Origin of the sequence: uncultured Tenacibaculum sp., assembly GCF_947495995.1 — a bacterium.
Classification (GTDB): domain Bacteria; phylum Bacteroidota; class Bacteroidia; order Flavobacteriales; family Flavobacteriaceae; genus Polaribacter.
Window position 1 is genome coordinate 47,253 of record NZ_CANMAX010000010.1, and the last position, 15,204, is coordinate 62,456.

General features: G+C 30.7%; 15 protein-coding genes and 1 tRNA gene. 12 read left to right on the forward strand and 4 right to left on the reverse strand.

Going from position 1 to position 15,204, the window contains the following annotated elements; all coding sequences use genetic code 11:
- Position 1: 1 nt before the first annotated feature.
- From Q1A15_RS18600 to moaA, 10 genes are all read left to right on the forward strand, one after another.
- Complete coding sequence (locus Q1A15_RS18600) at positions 2-2,149, forward strand: molybdopterin cofactor-binding domain-containing protein (protein WP_299627539.1); 2,148 nt, start codon at positions 2-4, stop codon at positions 2,147-2,149.
- 65 nt (positions 2,150-2,214) lie between these two features.
- Complete coding sequence (locus Q1A15_RS18605; RefSeq protein WP_299627541.1) at positions 2,215-3,231, forward strand: XdhC/CoxI family protein; 1,017 nt, start codon at positions 2,215-2,217, stop codon at positions 3,229-3,231.
- A gap of 3 nt (positions 3,232-3,234) precedes the next feature.
- The gene (locus Q1A15_RS18610; RefSeq protein ID WP_299627543.1) at positions 3,235-3,813 is read left to right on the forward strand and encodes a nucleotidyltransferase family protein; all 579 of its coding nucleotides are present in this window, start codon (positions 3,235-3,237) and stop codon (positions 3,811-3,813) included.
- Positions 3,810-4,982, forward strand: a complete 1,173-nt coding sequence (glp, locus tag Q1A15_RS18615; protein ID WP_299627545.1) for a gephyrin-like molybdotransferase Glp — start codon at positions 3,810-3,812, stop codon at positions 4,980-4,982. Before Q1A15_RS18610 ends, glp begins: the two co-directional genes overlap by 4 nt.
- A 3-nt stretch (positions 4,983-4,985) precedes the next feature.
- The gene (locus Q1A15_RS18620) at positions 4,986-5,732 is read left to right on the forward strand and encodes a sulfite exporter TauE/SafE family protein (protein ID WP_299627547.1); all 747 of its coding nucleotides are present in this window, start codon (positions 4,986-4,988) and stop codon (positions 5,730-5,732) included.
- 2 nt (positions 5,733-5,734) lie between these two features.
- Positions 5,735-5,968 (forward strand): MoaD/ThiS family protein, encoded by a 234-nt coding sequence (locus Q1A15_RS18625; RefSeq protein ID WP_299627549.1) that lies wholly within the window; start codon positions 5,735-5,737, stop codon positions 5,966-5,968.
- A gap of 12 nt (positions 5,969-5,980) precedes the next feature.
- Entirely contained in the window at positions 5,981-6,961 is a 981-nt protein-coding gene (locus Q1A15_RS18630; protein ID WP_299627551.1) for a hypothetical protein, read from the forward strand.
- 18 nt (positions 6,962-6,979) lie between these two features.
- Entirely contained in the window at positions 6,980-7,414 is a 435-nt protein-coding gene (locus Q1A15_RS18635; protein WP_299627553.1) for a molybdenum cofactor biosynthesis protein MoaE, read from the forward strand.
- A gap of 115 nt (positions 7,415-7,529) precedes the next feature.
- Entirely contained in the window at positions 7,530-8,438 is a 909-nt protein-coding gene (gene moaCB, locus Q1A15_RS18640; RefSeq protein ID WP_299627555.1) for a bifunctional molybdenum cofactor biosynthesis protein MoaC/MoaB, read from the forward strand.
- Positions 8,438-9,442 (forward strand): GTP 3',8-cyclase MoaA, encoded by a 1,005-nt coding sequence (gene moaA, locus Q1A15_RS18645; protein ID WP_299627557.1) that lies wholly within the window; start codon positions 8,438-8,440, stop codon positions 9,440-9,442. Before moaCB ends, moaA begins: the two co-directional genes overlap by 1 nt.
- A 17-nt stretch (positions 9,443-9,459) precedes the next feature.
- Here moaA and Q1A15_RS18650 read toward each other — a convergent pair whose 3' ends face one another.
- Together Q1A15_RS18650 and Q1A15_RS18655 are read right to left on the reverse strand one after the other, a co-directional pair.
- On the reverse strand, positions 9,460-10,449 hold the full coding sequence (locus tag Q1A15_RS18650; protein WP_299627559.1) for a hypothetical protein: 990 nt from the start codon (positions 10,447-10,449) through the stop codon (positions 9,460-9,462).
- A gap of 137 nt (positions 10,450-10,586) precedes the next feature.
- Positions 10,587-10,671: transfer RNA gene (locus tag Q1A15_RS18655), tRNA-Ser, on the reverse strand.
- A gap of 307 nt (positions 10,672-10,978) precedes the next feature.
- Here Q1A15_RS18655 and aroC point away from each other — a divergent pair.
- Both aroC and Q1A15_RS18665 read left to right on the forward strand, forming a co-directional pair.
- A complete protein-coding gene (aroC, locus tag Q1A15_RS18660; protein WP_299627561.1) occupies positions 10,979-12,040 on the forward strand; it encodes a chorismate synthase in 1,062 nt (353 codons plus the stop codon).
- Positions 12,041-12,058: 18 nt separating this feature from the next.
- Complete coding sequence (locus Q1A15_RS18665) at positions 12,059-13,135, forward strand: hypothetical protein (protein WP_299627563.1); 1,077 nt, start codon at positions 12,059-12,061, stop codon at positions 13,133-13,135.
- Positions 13,136-13,206: 71 nt separating this feature from the next.
- On the opposite strand, the gene Q1A15_RS18670 is transcribed toward Q1A15_RS18665, so the two are convergent.
- Positions 13,207-13,926 (reverse strand): LytTR family DNA-binding domain-containing protein, encoded by a 720-nt coding sequence (locus Q1A15_RS18670; protein WP_299627565.1) that lies wholly within the window; start codon positions 13,924-13,926, stop codon positions 13,207-13,209.
- Between the two features lie 17 nt (positions 13,927-13,943).
- On the reverse strand, positions 13,944-15,038 hold the full coding sequence (locus tag Q1A15_RS18675; protein WP_299627567.1) for a histidine kinase: 1,095 nt from the start codon (positions 15,036-15,038) through the stop codon (positions 13,944-13,946).
- Positions 15,039-15,204 lie beyond the last annotated feature (166 nt).

The window sequence follows — 15,204 nt, forward strand, 5'->3', positions numbered from 1 at the left end:
CATGAGTAAAAAAGTATCACGTCGTAAATTTTTAGTAAGAGGAGGTTTAGGAACTTTAGGAGTATTAGCTGTTGGAACTTATGTATTCAGAAATCCAATTCGTAGATCTGTTTTAGAAATGGTAGAAACTATGGCTCCAACTTACATGGGAAGTGGAACTGAAGTTGAATTGTGGTTTGAGTTAACAAAAGACAATAAAGTTATATTTCATAGTCCTAAGGTAGAAATGGGGCAAGGTTCATTTACAAGTTTTGCTCAGATGATTGCTGATGAAATGGATGTAAGTATAAGTCAGATTATCGTAGTTGGAGCGGAAACAAAGACTGGAATTATAGATGCAATGAGTACTGGAGGAAGTTTATCTGTTGGAGGTTTATGGAAGCCTTTACGAGAACTTTCTGCAACAATGCGTGAAATGTTAAAAATTGAAGCTGCAAAAAAGTTAGGAATTGATGTAGCAAATTTATCCACAAAAGAAGGTGTAGTTTCAGGAGACGGAAAAACTATGACTTATGCTGAAATTGCTGATGGAAATACAAAATGGGAAGTTCCAGATACTCCAGAATTAAAACCTATAAAGTCTTATAAATTTATAGGAAAGCCAGTTAAAAGAATTGACTTAAACGCTAAGGTTTTTGGTGAGCCAATTTTTGGTTTAGATGCTGAAATGCCAGATATGCTTTATGCAACTGTGGTTCGATCGAGTTTAGTTGGAGCTAAATTTAAGAGCGCAAATATTACCGAAGCTGAAAAAATGCCTGGAGTTGTGAAGATTGTTCAAATGAACGATTGGGTTGGTGTTATTGCTAAAACTTATCCTCAAGCTTTATTAGCAAAACAAAAATTGAAAGTAGAATGGACTAGCGATAAAACTTGGACAGAAGAAGATATTAGAGATCTGCTCAAAGTTGGTAATGGTAATAAAATGATAACGCAAAGTAAAGGTAGTTTTTTAGAAAATGAAGATGATGCGATTACTATGGAATTTACAAGTCCTTTAGGAGCTCACGCGCAAATTGAACCTAACGGAGCTTTAGCACATTATGATAAAGATGGAAATGTAACTGTAATTTTATCAACTCAAGTAATTGGAGTTACCCAAAAACAAATAGCGGAATCATTAGAGATCGATAAAGAAAAAATTAATGTCATTCCAACATATTTAGGTGGAGGTTTCGGTAGAAGATTAAATACTGTTCATGCTGTACAAGCTGTTCAAATGTCTAAAGCTGTTGGTAAACCTGTGAAATATCTCTTTACTAGAAGAGAAGAATTTCAACACGATACTTTTCGTCCGCCAACACATCATATCTTAAAAGGAAAGTTGAATGATCAAGGTATGTTAGATAGTTTAGAACATCATTATGCTAGCGGAGATGTTGCGATAAACTCTGTAATTATGCCAGATGCTTTACATACAATATTGGGTTCAGATGTTGGAGCTATGAGAGGTGGAAATATTATGTATGATAAAGTTCCCAATAGAAATGTTGTACAGTGGCATACAACTTTACCATTTGCAACGAGTTGGTGGAGAAGTCTAGGATTGCTAGCGAATACTTTTGCTATTGAAAGTTTTATTGATGAAATGGCAATGAAAGCAGGAAAAAATCCTGTTGATTTTCGCGTGGGAATGTTAGGTGACGAAGGAACTTCTAAAAGAATAAAAGATGTAATTCAGCTTGCGGCTTCAAAAGGTAATTATAAAGATAAACCTGAAAATGGAATCGCAATGGGATTTGCAGCTTCTGTAGATAGTAATTCTCCTGCTGCTCATGTTGTAGAGGTTTCTATTGTTAATAATGAAATTAAGGTTCATAAAGTAACTTGTGCTTTCGATTGTGGTTTGGTGGTGAATCCAGATCAAGTAAAAGCACAATGTGAAGGTTCAATAATTATGGGGATTAGTGGTTCAATGCATGAGAAAATGACGTTGAAAGAAGGAGAGTTATATCCAACAATTTACGGACCTTATGATATGGCTTTAATGAAAAATTCGCCAAAAGAAATCGACGTACATTTTATTCAAGGAGCAGATATTCCATTACCAGTTGGTGAACCTCCTATGGGACCAATAGCTGCTGCAGTTGCAAATGCAGTTAAAAGATTGACTGGTAAAAGACTAACAGATTTACCTTTAAAATTATAATTACTTTTTTCTGTTTGACATCAAAGAAATTGAGAAGTTAAATTTATAATGCGTAATTTAACAACATGACACATGAATTTGTAGACATAGTAAAACAAGCTGTACTTCATCAAGAAAAAGGATTGAAAAATGTATTAGCAACTGTAGTTCATTTAGAAGGTTCTTCTTACAGAAAACCAGGTGTTCGAATGCTGATTTGTGAAGACGGAAAAATGATCGGAGCAGTTAGTGGAGGTTGTGTAGAAAAAGAGGTGAAACTAAGAGCGCAGTCAGTTTTCAAAGATGGAATAGCTAAAGTTATTACTTATGATGGACGATATCGTTTGGGATGTGAGGGAGTCTTGTACATTTTAATTGAACCTTTTCATGTTGTAAATGATTTTATCAATGATTTTGAAAAACGTTTGTCAGATAGAGAAGAGTTTGCAATTCATTCTTCTTTTGTAGCAGAAGATGAGGCTAAAGGAGATTATGGAAGTACTATTACTTTTCAAAATGATAAACAATATACGTTTAATGAAAAGCTGGAGTTCTCAAGTGATTTACAAAAGTTCTCTCAGAAACTTAAACCACTAACAAGATTATTAATTGTTGGAGGAGAACACGATGCTGTAAAATTAACATCAGTGTCCAGTTTGTTAGGTTGGGAAGTTGATGTAATTACTTCAATTAAAGATCCAAAATCAAAAACTGATTTTCCTGGAGCAAATACAGTAACTGCAAGTACTCCGGAAATCGTAGATTTAAATATAGATTCTGATACTGTTGTAGTATTAATGACGCACAATTACGTTCAAGATTTAAAATATTTATTGAAGATTATAAATTTCAATCCGATGTATATTGGGATTTTAGGTTCTACAAAAAGAAGAGATCAGTTAGAAAATGATTTGTTTCATTACAAAGAAGATGTATCAGAAGAATTATTAGATAAAATTTATAGTCCAGCTGGATTGCATATCGGAGCAATAACTCCAGAAGAAATTGCAGTCTCAATTGTTGCTGAAGTTTTAGCAGTAATTCGAAAAAAAGAACCGTATTCTTTACGTAAAATAAAAGGGAAAATCCATCTTCAGAAGTAAGATATGAAAATAGCAATGCTAGTTTTAGCAGCAGGGAAAGCTTCTCGTATGGGAAGTGTAAAACAATTACTTCCGTATAAAAATAGCTCAATACTAGGAACAGTTTTAGAGAGCAGTATTAAGATTTTTAATTCAGAAGATATTTATGTTGTTTTAGGCGCTAATGCTCAAAAAATAAAAGAAAACTTACAAAACTATACTGTAAACTATATAATTAACGAAGATTTTGCTTCAGGATTAAGTTCAAGTATTTATTCAGGAGTAAAAGAACTTTTAAATTACGACGCTATTTTAATCGCTTTAGGAGATCAGCCTAAAATTGATGTCATCTACATCAACGAAATGGTTACTTTATATCAGAAAAATAAAGAATTTATTGTTGCTTCTAGATACGATGGTTTTAATGGTGTACCTGCAATTTTTCCTAAAACATTCTATCCTAAACTCTTAAATTTAACTGGTGATAAAGGCGCAAAACAATTGTTAAATTCTGAGTTAAATTTTATAAAAACTGTAGCTTCTTCAGGAAAATTACTCGATATTGATACGCCTGAAGATTACCAAAAATTAATCAACTCATGATTTCAGTTTCTGAAGCAATTCAACATATAGAAAATTACTGTCAGCCCAATAAAATTATAGAGAAACCAATACAAGAAGTGTTAAGTTTAGTTTTAGCAGAAGCTATAGTTTCTCCAATAAATATGCCCCCGTTCAAGCAATCTTCAATGGATGGATATGCATTTATTCATAATGAAATTTCAAGTTTTACTGTAGTTGGCGAAGTTCAGGCTGGAGATTCAAAAAATGTAGCATTACAAGAAGGTGAAGCTGTACGGATTTTTACAGGAGCTAGAGTTCCTGATCAAGCGGATACTGTTGTAATGCAAGAGCATACAAGTGTTGAAGGTGATCAACTAACAATTGATAAATTACCTGTAAAGTCTTCTAATGTAAGACCTTTAGGAGAACAAATAAAAACAGGAGCAATAGCTTTAGAAGAAGGAACAGTTTTAAACGAAGCTGCAATTGGATTTATCGCTGGTTTAGGAGTAAGTACAGTAAAAGTTTATCAGAAACCTAAAGTTAGTATTTTAATTACAGGAAACGAGTTGAAGGCTGTCGGTGAAGTCTTAGAAGAAGGCCAAGTGTATGACAGTAATTCGATTACTTTAAAATTAGCTTTACATAGATTAGGAATCGATGAGGTTGAAATTGTAAAAGTTGAAGATACATTTGAAGCAACAAAAACAGCGATTAAAAATCAGTTAGATTTTGCTGATGTTATTTTAGTTTCTGGCGGAATTTCTGTTGGAGATTATGATTTTGTAAAGCGCGGATTGGAAGATAATAATGTGTCGGAAGTTTTTTATAAAGTAAATCAAAAACCCGGTAAACCTTTGTGGTTTGGGCAAAAAGATGAGAAATTAATTTTTGCTTTGCCAGGAAATCCTGCTTCTAGTTTAAGTTGTTTTTACTCTTATGTGCTTCCGGTAATAAAAGCACAATTAGGTTATAAAAATTATCATTTACCAAGAAGTACAGCTAAAGCAACAAGTGATATTAAAAACGCTTTTGGTAAAACTTTATTCTTAAAAGGAATAATTGAAAACGGAAAAGCAACACAATTAACAGGTCAAGCTTCTTCTATGTTGAAGTCTTTTGCTGTCGCAAATGGTTTATTGATCGTTCCAGAAGATGTACAAGCAATAAAAAAAGGAGAAGAAATTACATACATAAAACTTAGTTAATCGATGGAAGTATTGCAGCTAGAAGTATTAGTTCCATTTTTATTAATTCTCGTTGTAGTTGCTTTTTTATATGCAAGTGTCGGACATGGAGGAGCAAGTGGGTATTTAGCATTAATGGCTTTATTTACTTTTCCTGTTTTGTTTATGAAACCGATAGCTTTAGTACTCAATATTTTTGTTTCTGGAGTGTCGTTTTGGTTTTTCAGGAAGCATCAACATTTTAAGTGGAAGTTGTTTTATCCGTTTGCGATTAGTTCCATTCCAGCAGCTTTTATTGGTGGGTATATCTCAGTGAATGCTGGTTTTTATAAAAAAATACTAGGTTTTTTTTTGATTTTCGCAATTCTTAAGATGTTAAATGTATTTGGAGGTGAAAAGGAAGAACTAAAAGAGAATAATTTAGTAATTTCACTATTAATAGGAGCTTGTATCGGACTTTTTTCAGGTATGATTGGTATTGGAGGAGGTATAATTTTAAGTCCGGTTATCGTGCTTTTAGCCTGGGGGAATATGAAACAAGCAGCTGCAGTTTCAGCCTTATTTATTTTTGTGAATTCAATTTCAGGATTAATAGGTTTTACCATAAATAAAGGAATAGTTCCGATGGAGGTTTTATACTTTATTCCGGTTGCATTAATTGGTGGAAGTTTAGGTGCTATTTATGGAAGTAAAAAGTATTCAATGAATACGTTGAAATATGTCTTGGCAGGAGTATTAACAATAGCAGCTGTAAAATTATTTTTAGTGTAAGAATGAAAGTTATTTATTTTGGAAAAATAGCAGATGTGGCAAAAAAATCATCTGAAGAAATTAATCTAGAGGAAAATTCAATTCCAGGTTTGGTTGCGTTTTTACAAGAAAAGTATCATCTCGATTTAGATGATATGCAAATAGCAGTAAATCATAATTTAGTGTCTAAATCAGAAGAAATCTTTTTAAAAGAAGCTGACGAAATAGCAATATTATCTGCTTTTGCAGGAGGTTAAAATGGAATAGAAATGCGATATACTCTAATTGTCTTATTATTTCTTACAATTGCTTGTCAGTCCAAAAAAGCAAAAGAAAAAACATTTACTGAAGAAGTAGAAGAGGTTTCTACTGTAAAAGGTACAATTGTTGAGTCTAACGATGAAACTAAAAACTCTGAGGTAGAAATTGAAGAAGTAATTGTAGAAGAGAATAAATTAGTAGTTACAGACGATACATCTATTTGTGTAGGACTTTTAGAAAAGATAAATCAAGGAAAAGACTATTATATACCTGTAAGTTTTAAAACAACTACATCAACAATACTTCAAGAAGATTTTCATAATAATTTCGAAAAATATACTAGTGATGTTATCTTAAAAAGCATTGAGTATACAAGATTTAAGATCGAAGATTCTATTGCGAATAAATATTTAGAGATTAGTAATTTGAATACTGTTTTGGTGTTTGATGATAATCAAGAAGTCATAGATACACTACGTTTGAAAAACTACGAATACTTTTCAGATCAACTCGAAAGTCAGGTTATTGCTACATATAATTCGAGTAAAAAGCTTAATGAAAATAAACAGTATGTATGTGCAACGGTTAACGATTCTATTGCTAAGAATAATTATAAGTTTTCAAAAGACAGTATCTATTTAAAAGAAACTTTAAAGGAAAATAAATTTGAACCGACAGATATTTATGCGCATTATAAAATGATAAAAGATAAGGATACAATTTCGTTTCTGTCTTTTGGGTCATATGGTAAAGAAGTTGCAAAACATGGCTTCTATTTATTTAAAAATAAAGTACCAACTGATTCTATAATCAACAAAAATTTGATAACAGAAATAATTCCAGTACCATTGACTTTAAATGGTCAAGGATTATTTATGACAAGTCAATTTATTCCAGATACCGATGCGGTTTGGACAGCACTTGTGGGAATAGATTTTAAAACAAATCAATTAAAACAGTACGAAAGAAATAGAGTATCTTTAGAGTAAGGGAAGAACAAGAACAAAATGAAGAAAAAATTAGTTTTCATAGAAGGTCAAATCACTCCAGATTTTATTGCAAACGCTATTGCGAAACATCAAGTAAAAACACAAATTGGAGCACATAATATTTTTTTAGGTCAGATTCGAAAAGATGAAGTAGAAGATAAAGTAGTTAGTGCGATTGAGTTTAGTTGTTATCAAGAAATGGCGGAGGAAAAATTACATGAAATCAGAGAAGAAGCTTTTGAAAAGTTTGATTTAACATGTATGCATACGTATCACAGTTTAGGAAAAGTAAATGTTGGAGAAGTATGTTTCTTTGTTTTTGTTTCTGCACCGCATAGACCTCATGTTTATGAAGCAACAGAATATATTGTAAATAGAATAAAATCTGAAGTTCCAATATTTGGGAAAGAGCTTTTTGAAGACGAATCATATCAGTGGAAAACGAATATTTAAATTCTAAAGTCAAAGTAAACATGAAAGGCAATAAAGATTTTAGGATTAGGTTTACATTTTAAATAACTGATAACTGATAACTGATAACTGATAACTGATAACTGATAACTGATAAATGGTAGATATTACACATAAATCAAATACATTAAGAATAGCAACAGCGCAAGCAATTGTAAAAGTAAGTTCGCAAGCTACAATAGATGCTCTTCAAAATGATACTGTTCCTAAAGGAAATGTTTTTGCAATGAGTAGAGCAGCAGGTTTGCTTGGTGTAAAAAAAACACCTGAATTATTACCAGATTGTCATCCAATGCCAATTGAGTTTACAGGTGTTACTTATGAAATAGAAGGATTAAATGTTGTTGTAAAAGTTACAGTAAAAACGATTTATAAAACAGGAGTAGAAGTTGAAGCAATGCACGGAGCGAGTGTGGTTGCTTTAAATATGTATGACATGTTAAAGCCAATTGATAAAGGAGTTGAAATACATGCAATAAAACTACTTCAGAAAAAAGGAGGAAAAACATCTTATCCGGTAAGAGATGTTTCTGAAGTAAAAGCAGCAATTATTGTGTGCTCTGATACAATTTCTCAAGGAAAAGGTGAAGATAAATCAGGAAAGTTAATCAAAGAAAAATTGGAAGGTTATCAAGTGACTACAAAAGAAGTAGAAGTGGTTCCTGATGATTTTGATACAATTCAACAAAGAGTTTTAGCTTTAAAAGAAGAATATAACTTAATTGTGTTGACAGGCGGAACAGGTTTATCGGCTAGAGATACAACACCTGAAGCAATTTTACCTTTATTAAATAAAAGAATCGTAGGAGCAGAGGAAACTATTCGTAGATACGGACAAGAACGTATGCCTTATGCAATGTTATCTAGAAGTGTTGTAGGAACAATTGATAATAGTTGTTTAGTATTAGCACTTCCAGGGTCAAGTAAAGGAGTTGTAGAAAGTTTAGATGCGGTTTTTCCACATTTATTTCATAGTTATAAAGTATTAATAGGAGAACGTCATTAATGGATAACAAGCAAAACATACTAACAGATACTTTTGGTAGACATCATAATTATTTACGCATTTCACTTACTGAAAAGTGTAATTTACGTTGTACTTATTGTATGCCCGAAAGTGGAGTAGTATTGTCTCCTAGGAATCAAATTATGACGGCTGCTGAAGTAATCGATATTGCAGCATTGTTTGTGCAACATGGAGTGACTAAAATTAGATTGACAGGTGGAGAACCTTTGCTGAGAAAAGATTTTGAAGAAATTATTTCTGGACTTTCTAAATTACCTGTTGAACTTTCAATGACCACAAATGCAATTCTAGTGGATAGAAATATTGAGGTATTAAAAAAATCTTCGTTAAAAACAATTAATGTAAGTTTAGATACTTTACATCCTGAAAAGTTCAATACAATAACAAAACGAGATCAATTTAAAAAAGCTTTTGAAAATACACAGTTATTATTAGATGAAGGTTTTAATGTAAAACTGAATGTTGTGTTGTTAAAAGGTTTTAATGATAATGAAATTATCGATTTCGTAGAGTTTACGAAAGACAGAGCAATTTCAGTCCGTTTTATAGAGTTTATGCCTTTTGACGGAAATAGATGGGATAAATCTAAATTAGTAAGCTATAATGAGCTTTTAAATCAGGTTGAGAATAAGTATTCGAAAGCTGTAGTTATTCCTTTGCCTCATGAAGATAATTTTACAGCAAGAAATTTTAAAATTGATACTTACCAAGGTAGTTTCGGAATCATTTCTTCAGTAACCAATCCGTTTTGTGATGTTTGTAATCGCATCCGATTAACTGCAAATGGGAAATTAAAGAATTGTCTGTTTTCTACTTCAGAAACTGATTTATTAACTACATATAGAGCTGGAATTTCTATTGAACCAATAATTCAAACTGCAATTCTTAAAAAGAAAGCTGTTCGTTCAGGAATGACAGATAGTAAAGACTTTGAAAACTTAACCAACCATAATAACCGAAGTATGATTACTATAGGTGGTTAAGTTCTATTTAAAATGTTTTAATTGTTGTTATTGATCTTAACATCATCATCTTCTTCTTCTGGAGAAAACAAATTGACTAATTCTTTTATTTTTTCTTTTTTCGAACATATATCGTCATTCTTTAATATATCAAATAGTTCCTTTTTCTTATTAATTGGTACACTTTCATCTTTAATTATTAGGAAAGGAAGGTTTTGATATAAATATGTATTAATTTGATTTCTTGAGTATTCAGTGTCAGAAAGGTTTTCATATCCAATTACTCTTGGTGTGATTTGAACTTTTAAAAAACTTTCAGGGTTTCTTTCCATTGTATAAATTTTTTCTCGTATCGCAGCGACATTAGAAAGTAAAGATTGAATAGTTGATTTATTAATTTCCGTAGGTAGTGGAACTAAAGAAGTAACAGATTCTCCAGTTATACCTAAAGTATTTATTTCGATACTTCCTTCAATATTTCCGTCTGAAGCTTCTGCTCCTAATCCAAAGACATCAGTAATGCTAAGATTTCTTTTCTTTACTTTAATTTTGGCTGTCATTCGAATACCAACTCCCATTATAATTTTTACAATATCGTATTTACTTTCTGTTTCTCTTATAAAATCACTGTCAGTATTATTTAATAAGTTTATTTCCTGGTCAGTAATTATTGTAAAATCGTCTTTTTTAAGTATTAACTTAGCTTTGTTGTTTATTGAGTCTATAGCTAAAGCGTGTATCGAACTATATTTTATCCAATCGAAAATAACTTCATAGTGACTATTTTTCTTTTTAGCATCTACAAAATTTAAATAGTTGGCTGAAGCTTTTTTTTCAATGTCTATTGAAGAAAATTTTGTTGTCTCATCAGGAAGTTTTTCTAAATAATCTTTATTGGTTGTTTTGTAACCTGATTCTATATAAGTAATAACTGGTAGAGGATCTATAGGGATGTAAGAGGATTTTTGTGCGTAAAATGTACTTGAAATTAATAGAAGTAATAATGTTTTTATGAAGTGTTTTTTCATCTTGAAAATATAATTAGGTTTTCAAGTGAAGTTAATGGTTGTAGGTAAGTTGAGGTATACCTACTTTTAGGTATATTTAGAGTAATAGATAGGTATTATAAAAACAAAAAAGCTTCAAGTTTCCTTGAAGCTTTTCGCGGTGAAAGAGGGATTCGAACCCCCGGACCTGTTACAGTCAATGGTTTTCAAGACCACCGCATTCGACCACTCTGCCATTTCACCAGGCCGAAAACGTTTAACCGTTTTGCGGGTGCAAATATAAGAACCTTTTTTAATTAGAGAAAATAAAATCTAACTTTTTTGAAAAGTATTTTTAAATAAAATCATAAATAATTTACTTTCAGTTTTTTAATTATTGATTTTTTTTGACCTTTTTTATGTCTATAAAATGTTTTGATAGAACAAGGCTTAAAAATTAAATAAAAATGCGAGTCTAAAATTATACAGTCAATAATAATTCTCATTTTTCTGAGTGCTTCTTCTTCTCGATTTAAGTGAAATAGTTACCTTCGTTTCAAAATTAGAAAGTATGTTTAATTCCTTTGGAAATATATTACGAGTATCTACTTTCGGAGAATCACATGGAGTAGCAATTGGAGGAGTTATCGATGGTTTTCCGGCTGGAGTAACAATTGATTTTGATGCTGTTCAAAAAGAATTAGATCGTCGTAAACCAGGTCAGTCAAAAATAGTAACACAACGTAAAGAGCCAGATACTGTAGAGTTTTTATCTGGAATTTTTGATGGTAAAAGTACAGGTATGCCAATTGGTTTTGTAATTAAAAATACAAACCAAAAAAGTAAAGACTATAATCATAATACAAATGTGTATAGACCTTCACATGCAGATTATACATACGATAAAAAATACGGAATAAGAGATTATAGAGGTGGAGGTAGAACTTCTGCTAGAGAAACTGCAAACTGGGTAGTTGCTGGAGCTTTAGCAAAACAATTACTTGCTCATATTTCTATTAACGCATTTACATCTTCTGTAGGAGATATATTTATTGATAAACCTTATCAGGATTTAGATTTTTCTAAAACTGAATCTAATATTGTTCGTTGTCCAGATGAAAAATCTGCTGAACTAATGATTGATAAGATTAAAGAAATTAGAAAAGCTGGTGATACAATTGGAGGAACAATTACTTGTGTTGCTCAAAACGTACCGGTTGGTTTAGGAGAGCCAATTTTCCATAAACTTCATGCAGAGTTAGGAAAAGCAATGTTGTCTATCAACGCTGTTAAAGGATTTGAGTTTGGGAGTGGTTTCTGCGGAGCAAAAATGCAAGGTTCTGAACATAATGATATCTTTAATCCAGATGGAACTACACAATCAAATTTATCAGGAGGAATTCAAGGAGGGATTTCAAATGGAATGGATATTTATTTCAGAGTAGCATTTAAACCTGTCGCTACAATAATGCAAAATCAGCAAACAATTAATTCTGAAGGTGAAGCAACAGAAATACAAGGAAAAGGAAGACACGATCCTTGTGTTGTGCCAAGAGCGGTACCAGTAGTTGAAGCTTTAACAGCTTTAGTTTTAGCTGATTTTTACCTGATGGATAAAACGAGGAAAATTTAATAATAAACGAGAGATAAAATGAGAAGAGGTATTTTTTTAATACTGTTAACAACAGTAATGAATGTTGTAGCGCAAAAAAATATTAAGGGTAAATTAGAGGAGTTAAAAGAATTAAAGTCAAGAGCTTTAGTCGTTGCTATTTTTGAAGAAGATAAAGATTATACTGAAAGACTAGCGAAAAAAATATCAAAAGCAAAAAAAGAAAAAAAGAAAGAAAAATTACAAAGAGAGTTAAGTGGGTATGTAAATCATATCAATTATTTTAATAAAACAATTAAAGAGGTTATTCCAGAATATTGGAAGTTGAATTCAATTGAGGATGTTAAATATCTTACAGGTAAAGAAATTGAAGAATTAAGAAAAGAGAAAAATACTGATTACGCGATCTTAGATTTAAGAGAAGATGAAGTAGTTACTACAGATGCTTTTGGGAGATTTTTTGACTTGAATGTTAATGCAGTTACTTATGGTTTTTCTGAAAAAAAGAGAAGAAAATCTGTTTACAATAATTATTTTATAAATACTAATTATAATCTTCCAGAGAAATATAAAGATCAGCAAGAAGAGTATGTAGAAGCGCTAAAGAGAGAGAAAGAAGGTAAAGAGAAAATTTTAAGTAAAGAGAATATAGTTTGTACGCTTACTTTAATACAGAACCATATTAATAAAGCTATAGAATTAAACAAGAAAATTTCTTTTGAAGATTTTGCTCTAGAACAAGTACAAAATAACTGTTCGGAGTTAAAAGGAAAAAAAGTATTGTTTCAATCAGCAATAGTACACGGTAAAATACTAGATCAATTAAAGGATTTTTATAGTTTAGGAGAAATAGAACTTGTCTCTTCAGAAAGAATTACTGAAGCTTTGAATAATAATGAAGATGTTATTATAGGTTTTCCAATTATAAAAAGATTAGTAAAAATGAAAGGTAGTTTTGGAGCAGTAGGATCTGTAACGGTTAGACCTATGGATAATAAGGCTTTAATGAATGCTAAAACTAAAAAGTTTGTTGGTTTGGTAAAACATTCTGGACTATTAGCTTTTAGGGATTTTAGAAAAAAAGATTTTCAAAAGCTAAATAAACAATGTGAATAAGAGTATTATTTACATTGCCTTTTTAAAAAAGAAATCTCAATACGTTTAAACGTATTGAGATTTTTTTACCATTAATTTTTTAATTGTTGTAAGAACGAAATAGTATTTTCTTTATAACTAATTCCGATAGGAATTTCTACAGCATTTACTTCAATATCATGAGAAGTAAATGCTGTTATTTTTTTAGTATTTATTAAATATGAACGATGAACTCTTAAGAACGATTTGGTGTCTAGTTTTTTTTCAATCTCACTTATGCGATGTTTCGCCACAATACGTTTGTCATCTTCTAAATGAAAACGCACATAATCTTTTAAGCTTTCGATATAAATAATTTGTTCAGTAAAAACTTTATGATGTTTATTTCCTGATTTGATAATCAAAAAATCATCCTCTTCATTATTTACATGTAAAGTTGTTTCATGATTAGTGGAAGTTTGATAACGTGTAAATTTTTCTACAGCTTTAAAAAAACGTTCAAAAGTGATTGGTTTTAATAAATAATCTAAAACTTCTAAATCGTAACTCTCAATAGCATAATCGCGATATGCAGTCGTCAATATTGTTTTTGGTGGATTCTTCAGACTTTTTAAAAAATCAATACCGGTTAAGTTCGGCATGTTTATATCTAAAAAAAGTAAATCAACAGCAGTGGTATGTATAATTTCAAAAGCTTTTATAGCGCTATTGCAAGTTGCAACGACTTCTAAAGAATCAACTTTAGCAATATGATTTTCTATGAGTTTTATAGCCAAAGGCTCGTCGTCAACAATAACACATTTGTATGGCATATACTTTTCTTTTGCAATTATTTTTTAATGATTAACGTAACTGTGAATAACGATTTCGATGGTTCGTTGCTAATTTCTAAAGAATATTGCGAACCATAAATTAAAGATAATTGTTTTTTAATATTGATCAATCCCAGTGGTTTTCGTGTTTTAACTTTTTCAGAATTAGTAATGGAATTCGAAATTGTAAAAGTTAGTTGATTTTCTGTACTTTTTAAATCGATATGTATTTCTGGAGCTGTACTATTTGATTTTTCTCCGTGTTTAAAAGCATTTTCAACTAACGATAATAAAACTAAAGGAGGAATTGTACTTGAAGCTTGTAAATCTTTAGTAAACGATATTTCTAAGTCGTCGTTATAACGAAGTTTTTCTAATGTGATATAGTTTTCAATTAGTGAAATTTCATTTTCTAAAGAAACTAGTTCATCATCACTTTTAAATAATACAAAATCTAACATTTCAGAAAGTTTTGCAATTGCATTAGATGTGTGTGGCGAGTTTAGTACAGACAATGAATAAATATTATTTAAAGTATTAAATAAGAAATGCGGATTTAATTGACCTTTTAGTGTTTTTAATTCTAAGTCGACTTTTTCTTTGTCTATTTCAAGCTGATTCCTTCTTTTTTCCTCACTTTCAAAGTGATATTTTACAGCAGTAAAAATAAAGCTAATATAAACTAATGAAGGAATGTAATTAGGTATTAGATATCTAGGAGTTTGTATAATTTCTAAAAGAGATTCCTTGTGAAAAGGAGGTACTCTATATACACCTTCAATGATATGAATATTGTATAACCTATATAAGTTCGCCATAATGTAAATAATGACGATAAATAAAAGTATACCTAAAACGTATTTTTGTTTTTTAATAAATTTCTCAAAACAGATATATACAACTAAGTAAGAAGTAATAATTGCTGGGATATCGCTAATAATTGAAGTTAAAGGAATTAATTCTTCATAAATAGGATATTTTTCTCCTCTATGCGATCCTGCAGCTATATCTCTAATTAGGTTAAAAATTGTAAAAACACTCCAAAATATTAGGTGTTTTACAATTCTATTTGACTTTATATAGTTTGCGATTTTTTCAAAGAAGTCTACCATATTTCAAAAATACTCAATTGCCTATTTATCCAGTAAAGAATCGATGAATTCGTGCTTTTTACGCCTAAATGCGATTTTTTCTCTCCTGAATTTATGTTTTTGTAGCAAACTTTTAAATCGTCGACTTTTCCTTAGAGTCTGTCTATTTTATGATTTATCAGTGTGA